At 50.3% G+C, this 24,799-nt stretch carries 1 protein-coding gene; it reads right to left on the reverse strand.

Going from position 1 to position 24,799, the window contains the following annotated elements:
* Positions 1-104 precede the first annotated feature (104 nt).
* A complete protein-coding gene (locus tag L9Q39_RS19750; RefSeq protein ID WP_237486925.1) occupies positions 105-24,752 on the reverse strand; it encodes a VCBS domain-containing protein in 24,648 nt (8,215 codons plus the stop codon).
* Between the last annotated feature and the right edge of the window lie 47 nt (positions 24,753-24,799).

The following is a 24,799-nucleotide window of genomic DNA, read 5'->3' on the forward strand; positions in this document are numbered from 1 at the left end:
GATGGATTCGATATGACTGTATGTATTTGATGTGGGCTCTCGTGTGAGGTGAGTAATGAGGGCTGCATAATACAACCCTCAACACTCCCTAGCTCCCTAACTCCCTACGGATCGACCTTAATCACGTTCATCACTTCACTCAGTTGGTTTAGCAACTGGCTCTGATCGAGACCGTCCGCGCCGCCTATAATGCCTAGCTCGCTGGAGCCCACACCTTCAAGGGTGATTTCCGTATGGTCATCGCCATTCGACACGGTAATTACGGTAGAAGAGTTGCCCATTCCAGACTCGTCATCATTCACCTCAATTTCGATGTGACTTAAGAGCTCACTCAGGTCATCGTGCTCGGGCAGTAGGTCGGAGATATCCAGCAAGTCTCCGCCGACGGAGAAGTCGTTCACCGTCTGTAGCGCTGGTGACATTTCTGTCCCTGCCGCAGCTTCTGTGAATAAGAACAGGTCATTGCCCTCGTTACCCACCAAGATATCGTTACCACCCGCGCCATAGATAATGTCACTGCCCGCTGTTCCTGCAAACGCTGCGGTTGCATCACCGTCATCATCGCCGGAAGTACCAATGCGAATGACATCTGGCAACATCAACTGCCCGCTTTGATGCAGATTCACCAGCATATTGGCCGGACTCATATTAGCCAAGTCGGTGGCACTAACATCGAGCAAGTCGGTCAGCAGAACATTCTCTAAGGTAATGGTCTGAGACACACTATCAGTCACGATATCAATCACCGTACTGCCATCGACTTCGCTGAGCAGAATCTGTTCCGTCAGTAAGGCGTCGGAATCAAAGCTCACCGCACTCAAGTCAATAACATCGTGTTGCGCCGCTGCATCACTTGGGTTGCGAACATCAAAATCTTTGACGACATCGTCCCCTGAGCTACCGAGTGCACCCGCTTGCCACTGGAACACATCTTGTTCCGTCGTATCGTTTGTTATGCCGCCGGTTTCAGGGATGTCGTTACCAAATAACCACTCATCCTCCGTGGTCGCTGGGATCAGGTCACTCATGTCATCGGTATCACGCACCACATTGTTACCGGCAATCTCGATACGAATCTCTTGTGGAACCACGGTTCCACTGCCATCGGCTACGTCCACGGTAAAGGTGTCGAACACCGTCGTACCCAAACTTGGTAGGCTATCGCTGGCGATCAGCAGATAAATCCAAGTGCCGGCCATCGGGTCAAAGGTCAATGTGCCATAAGAGCTCGACTTGGTGTACTTACCGTCACCGCCCAGCACACCGCCATTCAATACACGACTGATATTGGCGCTTGGACCGTCGACATCAGTTGCCGTCAATGTACCCGCGACCGTCTCTTTGACGCCCTCTTGCACATCGCCAAGGAACACACCCGAAATCACCGGCAGATCATTGGAGCCATTGAAGGTAATGGTGATGGTCTCAGTAGTCTGATTGACACCGTCGGTGACATCGACCACAAAGGATTCCGAGTCCCCGTCCACATTCAGCATTTGACTGTTGCTGTCTAAGGTGTAAGTCCATACACCACCACTGGTCACACTAAACTCACCATATTGGGATTGGGTATCGTTAAAGCTATAGGTCACGGTTTGTGACTCAGGATCAGTAGCCGTTAACGTTCCGGTCGCACTTTGAGCGGTATTGAGATCCTCAGTTACGCTGCCCTGAAGTTGCGATACGGCGGTGGTAATGATTGGCGCATCATTATTACCTTGCAATGTAACGGTAACCATTTCCGATGTGGTATTGGTGCCATCAGTCACTGCGACTTCAAACGTTTCGGTGATGCTGCCACTGTTGAGCGCCTGACTCAGCGCAGAGTCTAAGGTATAGGTCCAGGCGCCACCCGAAGTTACGCTAAACACACCGTACTGGGATTGTGGGTTGTCGACCGTTGGCGTAAAGCTAAAGGTCACCGCCTCTGACTCACTGTCTTGCGCACTCAAGCTGCCGGTTGCCGATAGTGGACCGGTGTCTTCAACCAGCGCCCCTTCGTTTTCTCCTAGCGCTGTAGTGACCACTGGCGTATCGTTATTGCCGTCGATGGTGACAACGATAGCTTGAGAAATGATATCACCTTGCAATACGCTGTTTGCTTCACTTTCAATATACAAGTCGAAGTTATCCATCACTTGGATATCACCCAGAGAATCCGCAAGATCTTGATCCAGCGTATACTCCCAGCGAACCGTATCCGGCGTTGCTCCAGCCACCAGCGTCAAGGTGCCGTATGTTCCTGCAATGCTGGTCGTGCTACCTGTACTGGTTAAGCTGAATCTGTGGCTATCGGTCACGTCCGCGTCAGAGATGGTGACGCTGCCTGATGCGGTATCTGAACCTCCTTGCAGATCTTCATAAACCGTTGCGGTGGCAGTCGCTAATTCAACTACTGGCGCATCGTTTTTACCATTAATTGTCACCGCTACGGTTTCAGTATCAACCGACTTACCATCCGTGACTTCAATCTCGAAATACTCCACCACTTGCTGCCCTTCCGCCAAGGTTTGGCTCGCGGTTGGATCGATGTTGTAAGTCCAATCGCCACTATCGGTAATCGCAAAGGCACCGTATTGGGATTGCGGATTAGCCACGGTTGGGGTGAAGCTAAAGGTCAGGTCATCCATCTCACTGTCTGTCGCAGAAATCGTCCCTGTCGCCGGAATCGCGACATCTTCGGTAACGCTGCCTGCTAGATTCGGAGCGGAAGTGTTGATCACTGGCGCATCGTTATCGCCCTCGATAGTGACGACAATATCTTGCGTCAAGGTATCGTTTTGGCTAACCCCACTCACTAAACTGTCGATATGCAGAGTAAAGGTCTCTTGCACCGGACCATCGCCCAGAATATCCGCATCGGTTTGGTCTAGGGTGTAACGCCAACTCACACTGTCATCGGTATTGGAGACCAGAATCAAGGTACCGTAATCCCCTTGAACACTGGTCACGATACTATCACCATCAAGGCTAAAGCTGTGGGTGTCGGTGGTATCAAGGTCATCGACTGTGACCGTGCCTTCGGCGATATCGGTTTCGCTATTACTTGGATCTTCATAGACAGTGCCGGTTGCCGTGGTGTTGATCGCATCTATGGTTGGCTGATCGTTAGTGCCCGTCACTTGGAACTCAATGGTACGTTGGTCGGACAAACCAAACTCATCCGTAACCTGAACCACGTATTGCAACGGCGTATCAAGGGTTTCACCTTCAGCAAGGTAATCGAATGTGTCCACTAACTCAAAGGTCCAAGCGCCCGTTGAAGCGTTGACTTGCAACGAGCCTCGACTGTCACCAGAAACCACTTGCCATGTCTGTTGATCGGCGTCTTCACCGTCTACGCGACTCTGGCTTACTGGATTGATTTCGTTGTCTGGGTCGCCACTATCAAAGGTGCCGGATAGTGTCACCAAGGTATCTTCAATCACATCCTGCACACCAATATCTTGGATTTCTGGTGCATCATTGGTGCCGACCACGGTCACGACTATCGCTTTTTCTTCACTCTCAATGCCAGTGCCACCCAGATCTGTTGCGGTCACATTGACCGTCAATGTGGTGGTTTCACCTTTCGGCAAGTTCTTCACCACTTCCGCATCGGTATCTAATGTGAAGGTCCAAACGCCATTGGCATCGACGTTGAAGCTCTTAACGCCATCAGGAAGATCCGCGGGTGCCGGCCAAGAGAAGGTATGAGTATCGCCGTTGTCAACGTCGGCTACCACCAACTGACCGCTTGCGGTAGCATCTGGCGTATCCACAACCGTACCAGTGACCGTTCCTTCAATGCTTGGCGCATCATTGCTACCCGTAATTGTGACATCCACTGATGCCATCGCTTCACCACCAAACTCATCGGTGGCACGAATCACAAAGGTTTCCATCACCGACACACCTTCAGCCAGCGCTTGAGTATGCGGGTCGTTATACAAGGTGTACGACCAAGTTTCAGTTACAGGGTCGACTTGGAATACACCATAAGTTCCCAACAAGTTCTTAGGATCTAGGGTGACGTTATCACCCATGTCGCCTGCACTATCCAGATCAGATAGAGAAATTGACTGCATGATATCTGGCGTCGATTCATCATATGGTGTGGTGTTGTCATCGGCGTCAGACTCGGACACGGTTTCGCTTAGTGATGTGGTGATCACTGGTAATTCGTTGCTACCAAAGATGGTAATTTCAATCTCTTGTTCCACCGGTGCCGATTTATTATCGGTAACGTCTATGGTCCATTTGAGGGTTAAAGGCTCGTTTTCGTTAAGAGCAATAATGTCTGGATGCAACTCGTCATTATTGACCCCATGCACTCTATCCAACACGAATTCATAGCTGCCATCTGGGTTCACGGTTAAGGTGCCGTAATCCGATTCAGGGACATCGACCACTGTTAGGTTGTCCCACTCAAGGACACTATCGTTGTCGATATCGTTCGCTTTAGATTCTAAAGAACCAGAAATCGTTTGAGGATCGGTATCGTCAGTGTCGGCGACGATGCTATCGACAAAGGTAGAGACCGTTGGCACATCGTTGAAGCCTTCAATATCAACGATAATCTCCAGTGTCTGCGGCAGACCATCATCATCAACGACGGTTTTACCAAACTCATCAATGGCATAGACCTCAAACACCTCTTGAACATGCTCGCCTTCCGCTAAACGCTGCACGGCGGCACTGCTGTTGTCGAGGGTAAAGGTATAGTCACCATTATCATTCACCACCATTGTACCGTATGGGCTGCTGCCGCTTAGTAAGGTCCAATTAATGTTACTACCCAGATTGGATTCGATATCGTCACCATTCTCATCTTGTAGATCATCCAGCGACAGTGTGCCGATTACTGGCGCGGTTGTGCCTGAACCAGAGTCATTTTCATCTTCAAGTTCATTGTCGAATACTTTCGCGACAATCAGAGGAGTGTCATTGGTGTTTGGATTATCAATATTATCCGAGGTACCAACGATCTTGATCTGGATTTGATGGCTGTCCTGTTTGGTATCCGCTGTTTCGGCAGGTGTACCAAGCGGATCGGTATCGGTTGCCGTGACGACAAAATAGTCATAGACCACTTGACCGGGTGCTAACTGCACATCATCGCTTAACTCATAGGTCCACTCCCCGGTATTCGGATCAATTGTCATCGTTCCAAGCGGAGAGTTAATCGACGCGGGTGCATCATCACCATCGTCAACCAAGGTCCATACGAACTGCTCGTTGGCGTCAGCATCTTCAACACTTAAGCGTCCTGATGTATAAGGTGCGCTATCCTCAATGACCTCACCAATCACATCCCCTTCCATCAGCTCTTGATCACCAACAAAGATTTCTGGTGCATCGGCGGTACCTTCAATAGTGACCGTCACTTCATAGAAGCCGTCATTTTCTGTACCAATGCGCCATACCTCTTGTATGGTTTCACCCTCTTCAAGCGCCTGAACGATTGGGTTGTCATTGTCTAGGGTATAGGTCCAATACTGCTGTCCATCCGGATCCAGCGGATCAACAGGTTCAAACGTAATATCTCCAAAGAAACCGCCCTGCACTGGCGTAATAGAGGTAATATCAGAAGGAACGGTTTGCGTCTCTGTTTGGTTGGTGTCTTCTTTAACATCGATCACCACGAGGGTGGTATTTCCGCCTCCATTACCTCCACCGCTGCCCGGTTCGTTTTGACCAAAGATCTGAATGGTGATGGGTTGTGGATCGGAGAATCCCGGCGTGTTGGTTTCTATATCCGTGATATTGTCGCTCACCACAACATAGAACGTCTCTTCAAGTGGTACAGAGTCTGTGTCTAGCGCCTGTACATCACTATTGTCGTTGTCTAGGACATAAACCCACTTGCCGTTATTATCCAGAGTTAGGGTACCGTATTCACCGACGCCCGTTGCGTCACTGTCTCCGTTTGTCCCTCCGACAATACTCCAACTGCGGGTTGGACTATCTTGGTCGATATCCGAGGCAAACAGTTGACCTTCTGCCACCGTTAGATCCAAATTGCCATCTGGGTCAAACTGATCGCCATCTTCAAACACGGTGCCTGTGTTTGTGCCATCTATCGTCGGCACATCGTTGTTACCAGTGATATCGACGACGATCTCTTGGGTGATGGTGGCACCATTAGTATCTTGCGCCAGCACGATAAAGGTATCTTGCGCTTGCTGCCCTTCTGCCAAACTTTGTAGATTGTCAGCGTTCGGCGTATAGGTCCATTGACCGTCAGCTTCAATACTGAGTTCACCATATAGTCCGGTATAAGTGGTTTCTCCCGTTACATCATCCACCAAGAACTCCGCCTGATCATTGTTATCGCGATCAAATAAGGTCGCGACACCAAACACCGGAGTATTGCTGTCCTCAACGTAGCTGCCTTGAGTGACACCAACCACCTCTGGGCGATCATTATCGGCACTAATGGTGACGGTAAATGTTTGAGTTTTAGTAATGCCAGCACCGCCCATATCCGTCACCTGAACCTCAAAAGTATCGGTCAGCTGTTGCGCTTGAGCGCCATCGGAGTCGGTTGGATTCAGATTTTGAATCTCGTCAAATTTAGTGGGATCGACATTGTAGGTCCATGTACCATCAGCCTGAAGAACAAAGGTGCCGTAGTCGCCCATACTGGCGTCTGTATCCACCAAGCTCCAAACATGGATGTCATTTGCGTCTACATCACCATCAGTCAACTGGCCGGTAGAAGAGAAAATACCTTGGTCGAGGTTATCTTCCGCAAAGGTGGTATTGTAGCCACCTATGATTGGCATATCGTTGGCACCGATAATGTCGATATTGATGGTCTGGGTTGTCGTCACACCAAACTCATCGGTCACGCGCAATGTCACCGAATCTTGCTCGGGCAAGACTTCGCCCTCTGAAAGCGCGTTGACCGCGTTATAAGCCGCACTGCGAGTCGGATCATCGCTAACATCATCTGGTGTAAACAGGGTATAGGTCCAGCTATCGCCAGCGTCATTGATTTCAAAAATACCGTACTTGCCGTTGCTTGAAACCTGCCACAATGCCTCATCATCAATGTCTAGATCGCCCGAGCCAATATCGCCTTGCGCTATTTCCTCATCGGTTGGATTACCTTTGACTAGCTGACCTTGTAGTGCTGCCCCATCTTCAATCACTTCATAGGTTCCCGCACTCTGAATCTGAGGATGGGTATTGCTTCCCGCAATAGCAACTTGAACGTCTATGGTGCTACTCGCACCCAGTTCATCAGTGACGACCACGGTGAATGTCTCATAGACTGTGCTACCCGCGGGTATCGCTTTGGTGTCGTCACTTTCGTTGTCGAGTACAAATGTCCATATTTTGGTTTCGGAATCGACCGAAAGTGTTCCGTAGTTAGTGCTCAGCTCATTGGTGTTATCGGTGTTAGGATCGCCATTATCCACTGTCAATTCAAACCAGTGACCATCCGGCTCGCCTAATGCGTCTCTTTCGATATCTCTATCATCAATATCCGAGACAACCAATTCACCAGAAACTGACACTTCTGGAGTCGCGTTCTTATGTTGCGGCTCGATCACGCTACCAAATGTCTCACCGGACAGGGTTGGCGTGTCGTTGTCACCGTGAATATTGATGGTAATGACTTGGGTATCGACCTGATCCGCGTTTTCCTGACCAACACGGGAGTCATCCACAACTTTAACAACGAATGTCTCCGTCAATGGGTCATCATCAGGGTGTAGGGCTTGAACCGCTGGGTTATCGTTATTTAGGGTGTAAGTCCACGTCGCCTCACCAGTATCTGGGTCAGTGACCAATGCCATCGTGCCGTAATCGCCAGTATTGGTATCCAGCGACCAACTGTGGGTATCTATCAGATCCACATCTCCGGGCTGCAAGGTACCTGACGTCTCAAGCGCCGTCTCTTCGGTCACATCGCCGCTAATATCACCTTCTATGATTGGTGTATCATTGGTGCCGGTGACACGAACCTCTAGCTCTTGAGTATCCACCGCGCCATACTTATCGGTGACTTGGATAACGAAAGTCTCAAACTTTCGCTGCCCCCTTTCTAGAGCTTGCGTTGCGTCCGTTTGTTCGTCGGTCACTTGCAAGTCATAACGCCAACTGACAGTACCGTCGCTATCATCAACAACAATTGACATGTTGCCGTATATACCAACGCCAACACCGTTTTCTACCGCCAATTCATCACCATTGGCATCGAGAATAACCCAAGTGTGCTCTTCATTCTCATCCGGATCTTGGTCGCTTAATAGACCTTCTCGGAAAGAATTGCGATCTTCGGTTAGTCGGATCTGACTGACATCACTTATATTCGGCGCATCATTATTACCTTCGATATTAATATTGACTTCAAAGGTATCGGTACCACCAAAGTTGTCATCAACGGTCACGGTAAATGGTCCGTCACTATAGATAACCCCTTCTTCCATAAAGTTAGATTTACTATCATCCAAGGTATAGGTCCACTGACCATCACTGTTGATAGTCAGTGTGCCGTAACTGCCTTCACCGCCGCCATCGACACTCCAAATATGATTGCCATGATCGAGCAAGTCATCGTCCGCAACTTCGAGGTTGCCAGTGGTCACTTTTAGAGCACCGCCATCTTCGATAACCAAGCCGGTGCTATCACCCGAGATTTCTGGCTCGTCATTAGTACCAATAATCTCGATACGCACAGTGTCATAGGCTAAACCGCCATTGCCATCATCCACCACCACAGGGAAGTATTCGTAGACCTTTTGACCTTGTTGCAAAAACTCAACCGAATCATTCACTAAGTAGTAATCCCAAGTACCATTACCTGAGTCGAGGTCAAACGAGCCATAGAGCCCAGTGTTGCTGCCGATCACCGACCAAGTATGCACATCGGAAGTATCGACATCGATTGGGTCGAGGTCACCACTGGTGGCTGGTGTATCGCTCGAGTTTTCATACACCGGAGAACCGGCATTAATCACAGAAATGGTAGGAATATCATTAGTACCATGAACGGTAATCACCACTTCTTCGGTGGCAGTGCCATCTATCGAAGTGACTAAGAATCGTTCGGTACGGGTCTCACCGACGGCTAATGCTTGGATCGTCGTGTTGCTATTATCGACGGTGTAGGTCCAAATGCCATCGGAGGTTATGGTTAGGTTACCCAAAGGCATGCCATCGGTGGCATCGGCTGTTTTGCTCACCGAGGTAGAGAAGATATCTTCTCCGCTATCAACGTCCTCAACAGCAAGGAAGCCGGTTGCTTTAAGATTGACACCGTTACTATCAAGAGTGATATCCTCAGCCACTTGGCCGAGTGAGTTGCCCTCAATGGTCGCGCTATCATTGATACCATTGACTTTCACTTCCACAATTTCTGAGGCGCTACCGTCAATAGAGTAGACTCGGAAGTACTCAATAAAGCTGTCTCCGTCACCCAACTCCTGCACTTGGGACAAGCTGTTGTCGATAGTGTAAGTCCACGTTCCTGTATCGGTGATGGTGACGCTACCGAATGAAGCGACGCCCAAGCTATTGTTCAGCGTATCCACTCGACCAATATCGAATTTATTTTCACCGGTATCGACATCGGTCACGGTTAGGTTGCCGATATACTCAAGGTTTGGACTGGTGTCATCCTCAGTCACGCTGCCTTGAACTGGGGCACTAATCACGGTTGGGTCATTGACACCATTAACCTTAACGGTGATCTCAATCGGCGTATCATCAGCGCTCAATACCGTAAAGGTTTCCGTGATAAAGTCGCCATCATCAAGCGATTGAATCGCCGGTTGTGTATTATCAACCAAGTAGGTCCAATCGCCATTGGCGTCAATTTCCAAGGTGCCGCCTAAGGTATTGCCCGCGTCTGCCACGGCATCACCCGCTTTAAAGGTATTCTCGCCTTGGTCCGGATCGCTGATGGCTAATGTGCCCTCAACTTTAATATCGTCACCGTCAAGGCCAGCATCCTCGGTTCCCTCACCACTATTACCACCGGTCACGACCGGCAGATCATTGGTGCCCTCAATGGTGATGGTCACGGTATGTTGTGTGCCATCTTGTGATAGCACGGTAAAGGTTTCGGTGGCGAACTCACCGTCACCAAGATAATCGACATAGCCATTTGGAATCGAATAATCCCATTCACCCTGCTCATTAATGTCTAGTGAGCCTAGTGCTTCTCCGCTTGAACCGACTAGGGTACTGGTTGAAGTGAAGGTATCGGGATCGGTTTGGAACACCTCTTCTTCCACGCCATCCGGATCATCAAGAATCAGGGTGCCGCTGTCCGTGAGTTCCACCTGACTGTCGTCTTCTAGCACGTAGCCTTCCGCTTCAGTCGGATCACTGATCAACACGGAACTGTCATTAACACCAGTAATATCGACGATAATAGTATGTGTGGTGTTGTTATCCGTCAGCACCGTAAAGCTTTGACGCACCGTTTCACCAGCATTCAACTGCTGAACATTGCTGCTTTCGTTGGGAATGGTGTAGGTCCAGTTGCCCGCAGCATCAATGACTAAACTGCCATCAACAAAGTTACCAACCGCAGGTGTGACACTGGCGGGGATAAACGCCCCTTCACCAACATCAACATCCGAGATAGTCGCTTGAGCAGAGAAAGAGAGGTTGTCGTCATCATCAAATTGCGCGCTCTTATCTTCTTCAAGAGCGGCATAGGAAACACCGCCAATAATCGGCAGGTCATTGGTCCCGGTAATGGTAATAACAATATTATGTGGCGAGCCGTCTTCGGTCAGCACTTGGAACGTCTCGGTGCGAGTCTCGCCTTCTGGCAAGGATTGAACTGAGAGGTCTTCGTTATCAATTTGATAACTCCACGCCCCCGTTTCATCAATAGTCAGTGTCCCGGCTGGGCTAAAGTTATCATCGTCATCCAGTGGTGTGACTGAATCAGGGTCGAACAGTGACTCACCCGTATCGGGATCATCAATGGTCAATTGACCGCTGTCTTTCAGTCGATCACCTGTCATCACATCGGTGTCTTCAATTACTGCACCAATGCCGTCACCGCCAATCACAGGGTCATCATCGGTACCGTTAATCGTAACTTCAATAATCTGGCTTGCGGTGCCATCAATCGAGCTAACTTCAAAGCGCTCAATGCGTGTATCGCCCGCACCCAACTCTTGTACGCCGTCAAGGCTGTTGACCACTTTGTAAGTCCAGTCACCGTCGGCGGTAATGGTCAAATTACCCAGTGGCAACTGACCGTCATCATTGGTTAATGGCACCACGCTGGTAATATCAAAGGCATCTTCATCGGCGTCTTTGTCCGCGATGGTTAAGCTGCCGCCACCGACTAATTCGCCTGCCTGCACATCACTATCTTCCGTGACTGCATCCGGCGCATAATTAGTGATAAAGGTTTCATCTTCGGCACCATTCACCGTCACGGTAATGGTGTGTTGGGTGCCGTCAGCAGAAGTGACGACAAAGGATTCATCTAGGGTATCGCCGACATCCAATGCTTGGATCGCGGCTAAGGTATTGTCGACTTCATACGTCCATACACCCGCGGCGGTAATGCTCAATGAACCCAACGTGCTGCCAACTGGTGTCGCGTTGCCTGCCGTAAAGGTGGTTTCACCGGCATCTTCATCGCTGATCACCAACGTATCGCTGGCAACGAGGTTGTCATTGCCATCAGGATTGACATCTTCTGTCACCGCACCAGATTCACCACTGACAATGGTTGGGGCTCCGTCAACACCTTGAATGGTGACCACGATATCTTGATAGACGGTGCCATCAATCGAGTACACGCGGAACACTTCCTCTCGGGTATCGCCATCACCCAACTCTTGAACGCCAGCGAGGCTGTTGTCGACTTGATAGCTCCAGCCACCTTCATCGGTAATGGTTAAGGTGCCCAGTGGCATTTGATTATCGCCATTGGCTTGCGGCTCAACACGACTGTCGTCAAACAGCGCTTCGCCTGCATCGAGGTCAGCGATATCCAGATCGCCGCTGTCGGTCAGAATACCGGCGGTATCTTCAGTCACCAGACCCGGTTCATAGTTGCTGATAACGCTTGGATCTTCCGTACCGAAGACTTGCACCGAAATGGTGTGTTCAGTGCCATCCACAGAGGTGACCACAAACGATTCGGTCAGACTGGTATCGACATCCAGCGCTTGAATTTGCGCAAGGCTGTTATCGACGGTGTAAGTCCATTCGCCATCGGCATCAATCGTTAACGAACCAAGCGTGCTGCCTACTGGCGTCGCCGTGCCCGCGTTAAACGCTTCTTCATCGCTATCGGCGTCATCAATGACTAAGGTGTTGCTAGCAACCAGATTGCCATTATTGTCCAAATCAACGTTGGCATCTTCGGTCACTGAATCGCTCGCGCCGCTGACGATGGTTGGAATATCGTTCACACCGGTAATGGTGATCACAATATTATGAGGGGAACCGTCTTCGGTCAGTACTTGGAACGTCTCGGTGCGGGTTTCCCCTTCACCCAGTGACTGTACCGATGGATCGTTATTATCGACCTCATATTCCCACGCACCTTGCGCATTGATGGTCAACGTCCCTACTGGAGTGAAGCCATTGCCGTCGTCTACCTTGGTAACTACTGTCTGGAATAGTGATTGTCCTGCGTCGGCATCATCAACGGTAATCTGACCATTATCGCTAAGCAGATCCACTAGATTCTCAGTGGTGACCTCAAAGTCTTCGGTCACCGCACCTAGATCATCACCGCCAATAACCGGTTCATCATCAGTACCAACAATGGTCACTTCAATGATTTGTGTTTTGCTGCCGTCGATAGAACTTACTTGGAAACGCTCAACACGCGTTTCACCATTTTCTAGCGCTTGTACACCCTCAACGCTGTTGACCACTTTATAGGTCCAAGTGCCGTCAGCTGTAATAGTGAGTTCACCAAGAGGCGGTTGACCTTGGTCGTTATCCAACTCAACAACACTATTGATATCAAACGCATCTTCATCAGCATCTTTATCAGTAATGGTGAGTGTGCCGCCTCCAACTAGCTCGCCGTCAGCGTTATCATCATCTTCATACACCGAATCCGGTGCATAATCAGTGATAAAGGTTTCATCTTCGGCACCATTGACCGTCACTTCAATGTCTATTGGCGTACCATCAAAGCTCAATACGGTAAAGGTTTCGGTTACACTATCGCCGACATCAAGCGACTGAACGGCATCTTGACTATTGTCGACCAAATAGGTCCAGTTACCTGCGGCATCGATAGTCAGAGTGCCACCTAAGGTATTGTCACCTGACGCCGTTCCAGAACCGGCTTGGAAAGTATTTTGATTGCTATCCGCATCATCGATGACCGCCGTACCTTGCAGCTTGATATTACTGCCATCGAGGTCTTGGTCTTCTGTGCCTTCTACGCTGACACCACTAATGATTTCTGGTACATCATTGGTACCTTCGATCGTGATAGTCACCACATGTGGCGTGCCGTCTGCTGACAATACCGTGAACGCTTCTTGCGCCGTTTCACCTTCAGCCAAGTATTCAACAAAGCCATTTGGAATCGAGTAGTTCCACTCGCCCGCAGGGTTAATAGTTAAGATACCTAGCGCCTCAGTGGCACCTTGAAGGGTACTGGTTGACGTGATGGTATCGGGATCGGTTTGGAATACTTGCTCGTCAGCGCCATCCGCATCGCTGAGGATAAGCGTGCCGTCATCACGCAATTCAACTGGAGTTTCATTTTCAAGCACATAGCCTTGTGCGGCTGTTGGGTTAGTGAGCACTGACGCATCGTTAACACCGACAATATCGACCGAAATGGTATGGGTCGTGTTGTTATCCGTGGTCACGGTGAAGGTTTGCGTCACCGTTTCCCCCTCAGCTAAGCCCTGAACATTACTGCTGCTGTTAGGGATCTTATAGCTCCAGTTGCCGTCAGCGTCGATGGTGAGCATACCGTCAGTAAAGTTACCCACTGCCGGTGTCACGCTGGCGGGAATAAAGGCACCCTCACCGGTATCAACATCGGAGATCGTCGCTTGGCTATTGAAGAATAGATTACCATCGCTGTCGATTTGCGAAGATTCATCTTCGGTCATCAGACCATAGGAGTTGCCATCAATAACCGGTAAATCATTGGTACCGGTGATAGTAATCACAATATTATGAGGCGTACCATCTTCGGTTAATATTTGGAACGTTTCGGTGCGGGTTTCGCCCTCTGGCAAGGCTTGCACTGACGGATCATTATTATCAATCTGATAATCCCACGCGCCCGTTTCATCGATAGTCAGTGTGCCCACTGGGCTAAAGTCATCCTCGTCATTCAATGGTGTGACTGAATCAGGGTCGAACAGCGACTCACCGGCATCAGGGTCATCAATGGTTAATTGACCGCTGTCTTTCAGCAGATCACCTGCCATCACATCGGTATCTTCAATCACCGCTCCAATGCCGTCACCGCCAATCACGGGATCGTCATCGGTACCGTTAATGGTGACTTCAATGATTTGGGTCGCAGTACCATCAATGGAGCTAACTTCAAAGCGCTCTACGCGCGTATCGCCCTCGCCCAACTCTTGCACGCCGTCAAGGGTGTTAACCACTTTGTAAGTCCAATCACCGTCGGCGGTGATGGTCAAGTTACCCAGTGGTAACTGACCGTCATCATTCGCAAGCGGCGTCACGCTAGTGGTATCAAACACATCTTCATCGGCGTCTTTGTCTGCAATGGTTAAGCTGCCGCTACCGACCAGTTCGCCTGCCTGAACATCGGTATCTTCTGTGACTTCATCTGGCTGATAGCCGGTGATAAAGGTTTCATCTTCCGCACCATTGACCACAACGGTAATGGTGTGTTCGGTGCCGTCAGCGGATGTCACAACAAAGGATTCTTCTAGGGTATCGCCCACATCCAACGCTTGGACCGCGGCTAGGGAATTGTCGACTTCATACGTCCACACACCGGCGGCGGTGATCGTCAGTGAACCTAAAGTGCTGCCCACTGGCGCGGCGGTACCGACATTAAAGACCGCTTCACCCGCATCTTCGTCGCTGATCACCAGCGTATCGCTGGCAACTAGATTGCCATTGTTATCAGGTGACACATCTTCGGTGACTTCACCCGCTTCGCCACTAACAATGGTTGGAACGCCATCCACACCTTGGATGGTCACTACGATATCTTGATAGGCGCTGCCATCAATGGAGTAAACGCGGAACACTTCCTCTCGGGTATCACCTTCACCCAATTCTTGAACGCCGGTGAGGCTGTTATCGACCTGATAGCTCCACTGACCATCTTCAGTGATGGTTAATGAACCTAAAGGCATTTGATTATCGCCATTGGCTTGCGGTTCAACCAGACTGTCATTAAACAGCGCTTCGCCTGCATCCAAATCGGCAATATCCAGATCACCGCTGTCGGTCAGAATACCGGCAGTATCTTCGACAACAAGACCCGGTTCATAGCTGCTGATAATACTTGGATCTTCCGTACCGAAGACTTCGACAGAAATAGTATGTTCAGTGCCATCCACAGACGTCACCACAAACGATTCGGTCAGACTGGTATCGACGTCCAGCGCTTGGATTTGCGCTAGGCTGTTATCGACGGTGTAAGTCCATTCGCCATCGGCATCAATTGTTAACGAACCAAGCACACTGCCTATTGGTGTCGCCGAGCCCGCATTAAACGCTTCTTCACCGCTATCGGCATCATCAATCACTAAGGTATTAGTAGCAACCAGATTGCCCGCATCATCCAGATCCACCTCAGCATCTTCGGTCACGGAATCGCTGGCACCGCTGACGATGGTGGGAATATCGTTTACACCAGTAATGGTAATCACAATATTGTGAGGCGTACCATCTTCGGTTAATACTTGGAACGTTTCGGTGCGGGTCTCGCCCTCTGGCAAGGCTTGCACCGACGGATCATTATTATCAATCTGATAATCCCACGCGCCCGTTTCATCAATTGTGAGTGTACCGACTGGGCTAAAGTCATCCTCGTCATTCAGCGGTGTCACTGAGGTAGGATCGAACAGCGACTCACCTGCATCGGGATCATCAATGGTCAATTGACCGTTGTCTTTCAGCAGATCCCCCGCCATCACATCGGTGTCTTCAATCACGCCACCAACGTCATTACCTTCTATTACAGGTTCGTCATCGGTACCGTTAATGGTCACTTCAATGATTTGGGTCGCAGTACCATCAATCGAGCTCACTTCAAAGCGCTCTACGCGCGTATCGCCCTCGCCCAACTCTTGCACGCCGTCAAGGCTGTTGACCACTTTGTAAGTCCAGTCACCGTCTGCGGTGATGGTCAAGTTACCCAGAGGCAACTGACCGTCATCATTCGCAAGCGGCGTCACGCTAGTGGTATCAAACACATCTTCATCGGCGTCTTTGTCTGCAATAGTTAAGCTGCCGCTACCGACCAGTTCGCCTGCCTGAACATCAGTATCTTCTGTGACTTCATCTGGCTGATAGCCGGTGATAAAGGTTTCATCTTCTGCGCCATTGACCACGACGGTAATGGTGTGTTCGGTGCCATCTGCGGAGGTGACAACAAAAGATTCTTCTAAGGTATCGCCCACATCCAACGCTTGGACCGCGGCTAAGCTGTTATCAACTTCATACGTCCACACACCAGCGGCGGTAATTGTCAGTGAACCTAAAGTGCTGCCCACTGGCGCGGCGGTACCGGCATTGAAGACCGCTTCACCCGCATCTTCATCGCTGATCACCAGCGTATCGGTGGCGACTAGGTTGCCATTGTTATCAGGTGACACATCTTCGGTGACCTCACCCGCTTCGCCACTAACAATGGTTGGAACGCCATCCACACCTTGGATGGTCACTACGATATCTTGATAGGCGCTGCCATCAATGGAGTAAACGCGGAACACTTCCTCTCGGGTATCACCTTCACCCAATTCTTGAACGCCGGTGAGGCTGTTATCGACCTGATAGCTCCACTGACCATCTTCAGTGATGGTTAATGAACCTAAAGGCATTTGATTATCGCCATTGGCTTGCGGTTCAACCAGACTGTCATCGAACAGCGCTTCGCCTGCATCCAAATCGGCAATATCCAGATCACCGCTGTCGGTCAGAATACCGGCAGTATCTTCGACAACAAGACCCGGTTCATAGCTGCTGATAATACTTGGATCTTCCGTACCGAAGACTTCGACAGAAATAGTATGTTCAGTGCCATCCACAGACGTCACCACAAACGATTCGGTCAGACTGGTATCGACGTCCAGCGCTTGAATTTGCGCTAGGCTGTTATCGACGGTGTAAGTCCATTCGCCATCGGCATCAATGCTCAATGAACCTAAAGTGCTGCCGACAGGCACGCCCGTCCCAGCATTAAACGCTTCTTCACCGCTATCGGCGTCATCGATCACTAAAGTATTGGTGGCAACCAAGTTACCGTCATCATCCAGATCCACCTCAGCATCTTCGGTCACGGAATCGCTGGCACCGCTGACGATGGTGGGAATATCGTTTACACCAGTAATGGTAATCACAATATTATGAGGCGTACCATCTTCGGTGAACACTTGGAACGTTTCGGTGCGGGTTTCGCCTTCCGGCAAGGCTTGCACCGACGGATCATTATTATCAATCTGATAATCCCACGCGCCCGTTTCATCGATAGTCAGTGTGCCCACTGGGCTAAAGTCATCATCGTCATTCAATGGTGTGACTGAATCAGGGTCGAACAGCGACTCACCGGCATCAGGGTCATCAATGGTTAATTGACCGCTGTCTTTCAGCAGATCACCTGCCATCACATCGGTATCTTCAATCACCGCTCCAATGCCGTCACCGCCAATCACGGGATCGTCATCGGTACCGTTAATGGTGACTTCAATAATTTGGCTTGCGGTGCCATCAATGGAACTCACTTCAAAGCGCTCTACGCGCGTATCGCCCGCGCCCAACTCTTGCACGCCGTCAAGGGTGTTAACCACTTTGTAAGTCCAATCACCGTCGGCGGTGATGGTCAAGTTACCCAGTGGTAACTGACCGTCATCATTCGCAAGCGGCGTCACGCTAGTGGTATCAAACACATCTTCATCGGCGTCTTTGTCTGCAATGGTTAAGCTGCCGCTACCGACCAGTTCGCCTGCCTGAACATCGGTATCTTCTGTGACTTCATCTGGCTGATAGCCGGTGATAAAGGTTTCATCTTCCGCACCATTGACCACAACGGTAATGGTATGTTCGGTGCCGTCAGCGGATGTCACAACAAAGGATTCTTCTAGGGTATCGCCCACATCCAACGCTTGGACCGCGGCTAGGGAATTGTCGACTTCATACGTCCACACACCGGCGGCGGTGATCGTCAGTGAACCTAAAGTGCTGCCCACTGGCGCGGCGGTACCGACATTAAAGACCGCTTCACCCGCATCTTCGTCGCTGATCACCAGCGTATCGCTGGCAACGAGATTGCCATTGTTATCAGGTGACACATCTTCGGTGACCTCACCCGCTTCGCCACTAACAATGGTTGGAACGCCATCCACACCTTGGATGGTCACTACGATATCTTGATAGGCGCTGCCATCAATGGAGTAAACGCGGAACACTTCCTCTCGGGTATCACCTTCACCCAATTCTTGAACGCCGGTGAGGCTGTTATCGACCTGATAGCTCCACTGACCATCTTCAGTGATGGTTAATGAACCTAAAGGCATTTGATTATCGCCATTGGCTTGCGGTTCAACCAGACTGTCATCGAACAGCGCTTCGCCTGCATCCAAATCGGCAATATCCAGATCACCGCTGTCGGTCAGAATACCGGCAGTATCTTCGACAACAAGACCCGGTTCATAGCTGCTGATAATACTTGGATCTTCCGTACCGAAGACTTCGACAGAAATAGTATGTTCAGTGCCATCCACAGACGTCACCACAAACGATTCGGTCAGACTGGTATCGACGTCCAGCGCTTGGATTTGCGCTAGGCTGTTATCGACGGTGTAAGTCCATTCGCCATCGGCATCAATGCTCAATGAACCTAAAGTGCTGCCGACAGGCACGCCCGTCCCAGCATTAAACGCTTCTTCACCGCTATCGGCGTCATCGATCACTAAAGTATTGGTGGCAACCAAGTTACCATCATCATCCAGATCCACCTCAGCATCTTCGGTCACGGAATCGCTGGCACCGCTGACGATGGTGGGAATATCGTTTACACCGGTAATGGTGATGACAATATTATGAGGCGTACCATCTTCGGTTAATATTTGGAACGTTTCGGTGCGAGTCTCGCCCTCTGGCAAGGCTTGCACTGACGGATCATTATTATCAATCTGATAATCCCACGCGCCCGTTTCATCAATGGTGAGTGTACCGACTGGACTGAAGTCATCCTCGTCATCCAGCGGCGTTACTGAGTTCGGATCGAACACTGACTCTCCTGCATCGGGATCATCAATGGTCAATTGACCGTTGTCTTTCAGCAGATCCCCCGCCATCACATCGGTGTCTTCAATCACGCCACCAACGTCATTACCTTCTATTACAGGTTCGTCATCGGTACCGTTAATGGTGACTTCAATGATTTGGGTCGCAGTACCATCAATGGAGCTCACTTCAAAGCGCTCTACGCGCGTATCGCCCTCGCCCAACTCTTGCACGCCGTCAAGGCTGTTGACCACTTTGTAAGTCCAGTCACCGTCGGCGGTGATGGTCAAGTTACCCAGAGGCAACTGACCGTCATCATTCGCAAGCGGCGTCACACTAGTGGTATCAAACACATCCTCATCAGCATCGTTGTCACTGATGGTTAAGCTACCGCCACCAACCAATTCGCCAGCGACCACCTCACTATCTTCCGTGACTTCATCCGGTTGATAATCTGTGATGAAGGTTTCATCTTCCGCACCATTAACGGTGACTTGAATATCGATAGGTGTGCCATCAAAGCTCAGTACGGTAAAGGTTTCTGTCACCGAGTCGCCAACATCAAGAGACTGTACCGCATCTTGGCTATTATCAACCAAATAGCTCCAGTTGCCCGCGGCATCAATGGTGAGGGTACCGCCCAAGCTATTGTCACCCGAGGCTGTGCCCGTGCCCGCTTGGAATGTATTTTGATTGGCATCAGCATCGTCGATCACTACGGTGCCTTGCAGCTTAATATTGCTGCCGTCTAACCCTTGATCTTCTGTGCCTTCTGCGCTCGTGCCGCCGACAATCACCGGCAGGTCATTGGTCCCCTCAATCGTAATAGTGACGGTATGAGGTGTGCCATCCGCCGATTGAACTGTGAACACTTCTTGTGCGGTTTCACCTTCAGCGAGATATTCCACATAGTCATTGGCAATGGTGTAGTCCCATTCGCCTATCTCATTGATAGTTAGATTGCCCAGCGCTTCCGTTGCCCCGTCGAGCGTACTGGTTGAGGTGATAGAACTTGGTGTCGTTTGGAACACTTGTTCGTCAACGCCATCCACATCTGACAGTTGCAGTGTTCCGTTGTCGGTCAACTCGACAAGGGTATCGCTCTCTTTGACGTATCCCAGCGCTTCGTCTGGATCACTGATCAATACCGACGCATCATTGGTACCGGTAATCACCACATTAATGGTGTGTTCGGTGCCATCATCGGTCAGCACGGTAAAGGATTGCGTGACTGTTTCTCCCTCAGCCAATCCCTGCACATTATCGCTGTCATTGGGTATGGTGAACTTCCAATTACCTTCTTCGTCAATCGTCAGCGTGCCATCATCAAAATTGTCGCTGTCAGCTGTGACACTATCTGGAATAAACGCGCCCTCATCCGTATCGACATCGGAAATGGTCGCCTGACTTTCAAAGTACAGGTTCCCTTCATCATCGATCTGCTCAGGGTCATCCTCTGTAACCGCACCCATTGAATTACCCTCAATGATAGGTAAATCATTGGTGCCGGTAATGGTGATCACAATATTATGAGGCGTGCCATCTTCGGTTAATACTTGGAACGTTTCGGTGCGAGTCTCGCCCTCTGGTAAGGATTGAACCGCCGGATCTTCGTTATCAATCTGATAATCCCATGCGCCCGTTTCATCAATGGTGAGTGTACCGACTGGGCTAAAGTCATCCTCGTCATCCAGCGATGTCACTGAGTTCGGATCGAACAGTGACTCTCCTGCATCGGGATCATCAATGGTCAATTGACCGCTGTCTTTCAGCAGATCACCCGCCATCACATCGGCGTCTTCCATCACCGCACCAATACCGTCACCGCCAATCACGGGGTCGTCATCGGTACCGTTGATAGTGACTTCAATAATCTGGCTTGCAGTGCCATCAATCGAGCTCACTTCAAAACGCTCAACTCGCGTATCGCCCTCGCCCAACTCTTGCACGCCATCAAGGCTGTTGACCACTTTATAGGTCCAGTCACCGTTGGCGGTGATGGTCAAGCTACCCAGTGGCAGTTGACCGTCATCATTGGTTAATGGCACGACGCTGTTAATATCAAACGCATCTTCATCGGCGTCTTTATCCGTGATGGTTAAACTGCCGCCACCAACCAATTCGCCTGCCTGAATATCGGTATCTTCTGTCACTTCATCCGGTTGGTAGTCGGTGATAAAGGTTTCATCTTCCGCGCCATTGACCACGACGGTAATGGTATGTTCGGTGCCGTCTGCGGACGTCACAACAAAGGATTCTTCTAAGGTATCGCCCACATCTAACGCTTGGATCGCGGCTAAGGAGTTGTCGACTTCATACGTCCACACACCAGCGGCGGTAATCGTCAGAGAACCCAAGGTGCTGCCCACTGGCGCGGCGTTACCGGCATTAAAGACCGCTTCACCCGCATCTTCATCGCTGATTACCAAGGTGTCGCTGGCGACTAGCTTATCGTCAGCATCAGGATTGACGTCTTCTGTGACCTCACCCGCTGCCCCGCTGACAATGGTTGGGACACCGTCAACACCTTGAATGGTCACTACGATATCTTGATAGACGCTGCCATCAATCGAATAAACACGGAATACTTCATCGCGGGTATCGCCATCGCCCAATTCTTGAACGCCGGTGAGACTGTTGTCGACTTGATAAGACCATTGACCGTTTTCGGTGATGGTCAAGGTGCCTAACGGCATTTGTGCATCGCCATTCGCTTGCGGCTCAACCAGACTGTCATTAAACAGCGCTTCGCCTGCATCCAAATCGGCAATATCCAGATCACCGCTATCGGTGAGAATACCCGCGGTATCTTCAATCACCAGACCCGGTTCATAACTGCTGATAATACTTGGGTCTTCAGTACCGAAGACTTCAACAGAAATAGTGTGTTCGGTGCCATCCACAGACGTCACCACAAAAGATTCGGTCAGACTGGTGTCGACATCTAGCGCTTGGATTTGCGCTAGACTGTTATCGACGGTGTAGGTCCATTCGCCATCAGCATTGATACTCAATGAACCAAAGGTGTTACCGACAGGCGCGCCCGTCCCAGCGTTAAATGCTTCTTCACCGCTGTCGGCGTCATCAATCACTAGCGTATTGGTGGCAACCAAATTGCCGGCATCATCTAAATCAACGTCGGCATCTTCGGTAACGGAATCATTAGCACCGCTGACGATGGTAGGAATATCGTTTACGCCAGTAATGGTAATCACAATATTATGAGGCGTACCATCTTCGGTTAGAACTTGGAACGTCTCGGTGCGAGTCACACCTTCTGGTAAGGATTGCACTGAGGGATCGCTGTTATCAATCTGATAATCCCACGCGCCGCTTTCATCAATGGTGAGTGTACCGACTGGGGCAAAATCCTCATCATCATTGATCGGCGTGACGGAGTCTGGGTTAAATGTCGCCTCTCCAGCGTCCACATCTGTGATGGTTAACTGCCCTTGCTCGGTCAGCAAGCCTTCATCGTTTACGCCGCTATCTTCGACCACACTGCCTGAATCTAAACCCGATACAATCGCGGCATCATTGCTGCCAGTAATGGTAATGGTGATGGTTTCATTGTCTGTGGCACCAAACTCGTCGGTCACCGTGACAGGGAAAGTCAACTGCTCCACTTGCCCCTCGACTAAGGCTTGTGTCGCAGGTAAATCATTATCTAAAGTAAAGGTCCACTGACCATCCGGTTGCAGCACCATGGTGCCATAATCTGTGCTGCCTTCATCATCAAGGGTGTAGGTTTGCGTCGCGTTATTATCGACATCTGACGCCACCAAAGTACCGTTCGCAACCGACGTACCTTGCTGTTCCGTTCCAGCTTCTGTCACGGCTCCGGTCAGCTCACTGGCATCCGTAAACACTGGCTTGTCATTGGTGCCCTCTATCGTGATGGTCAAGGTTCTAGTGCTGGTCGCACCCAATTCGTCGGTTACTGCTACGGTAAATGGTAGCTCGACAGACTCTCCTTCCATCAATGCCTGAGTTGGCGTGGCATTGTTGTCTAAGGTAAAGGTCCATTCGCCATTCGAATCAACGACAAGTTCGCCGTAATCACTGTCGCCATCTGTAGTAGAAAATGTCAGAACCGAGTCTGCATCAACATCTTGACCAGCCAGAGTCCCTGTCGCCGTTGGCGTTCCTGCAACCTCAGTACCGTCATCAAGATGTCCAGCTTCCACCACGGTATCTGCAAGATCACTGCTATCGAGAATCGTCGGCAGATCGTTGCTGCCCTCGATGGTAATGGTTAGCGTCTCGGTAACAGCGGTTCCTTGGTCATCCGTCACCACCACGGTAAAGTTGATTTCGGCTTGCTCTCCCTCTTTCAGCGCTTGCGTCGCATCGGCGTCGTTGTCCAATGTGAATGTCCATTCACCGGTTTCTTCATCCACGGTTAATGAACCGTAATCACTGCTACCGTCTTCAACCGAGTAGGAAAGTACCGCATCAGTATCATCATCACTGGCAACAATAAAACCGGTCGCGACCGGATTGCCCTCTTCATCCACGCCAGCTTCGGTCACTTCACCTGAGCCGACCTCATCAATAACCGGAATATCATTAATAGGCGTAATACTGAGTATGACACCACCGGTTTGAATCGCGTTGTCATCACCGCTGCCATCGTCAACGCTATAAACAAACTGACCAACATTATCGCCTTCGGTATACTCCAGTGGCGCATCGTATTGCAACGATTCAAATTCTTGTTGCGTTAGCACCTGACCAACCACCACTGGCGTACCATCCGCCAGCGTTACGGTACCGAGCTCCGGCAGTTCAGTGACGGTAATGGTCAACGCATCTCCGTCATCGTCGGTGGGATAGGTCAAGTTAAGCTCACCATCTTGCGACTCTTCGAGATAATTGCGAGATTCAAATTGAGTGTTAGGAGCCGCATTGGTAATGATATCGATTAAGGTATTAGTTTGAGTCGGGGTGAGCAGTTCGCTCGATAGACCGACGGTTTCGAAAAAGGTCTGAGCAAGGACCTGAGTGAGCACAGGTGACAGCGTGGCAGTGGTTGTCGCCGACGAGCCTTGAGCGGCGACTTCACCCGCGGCGGTGGCTTGGTCAGCATTTTGCGTAGGGTCATCGCCCGCCTCAATCTGAGCAATGATGTCCGCTGCTTCCTGCGCCAATGTCGCGTCAATGGTGGCAGACTGAGTTTGCCCATTCGGTTGAATAACGGTGATGCCGACAAGATTAGCGTCGGGTTCATTGTTGAGCACTTCAAGCACTGCGTCCCCTACTCGGGGTTCCAGTCCTTCGGCAAGAACCACTAAGCGTCCTTGTTGATCAAGAACTAACGTACCCGAAACGTTGGCTAATCCTAAAACAGCTGCAATACCCATACGGTGCTCCTTTACACAAACTGCGTCACTATGGTCGCCTGATCTGG

It is taken from the genome of Vibrio hippocampi (genome assembly GCF_921292975.1).
In the GTDB taxonomy this organism is placed as follows: domain Bacteria; phylum Pseudomonadota; class Gammaproteobacteria; order Enterobacterales; family Vibrionaceae; genus Vibrio; species Vibrio hippocampi.

Coding starts and splice junctions, on each gene's coding strand:
- L9Q39_RS19750 (WP_237486925.1), bottom strand. CDS start 24,752: ATGGGTATTGCAGCTGTTTTAGGATTAGCCAACGTTTCGGGTACGTTA.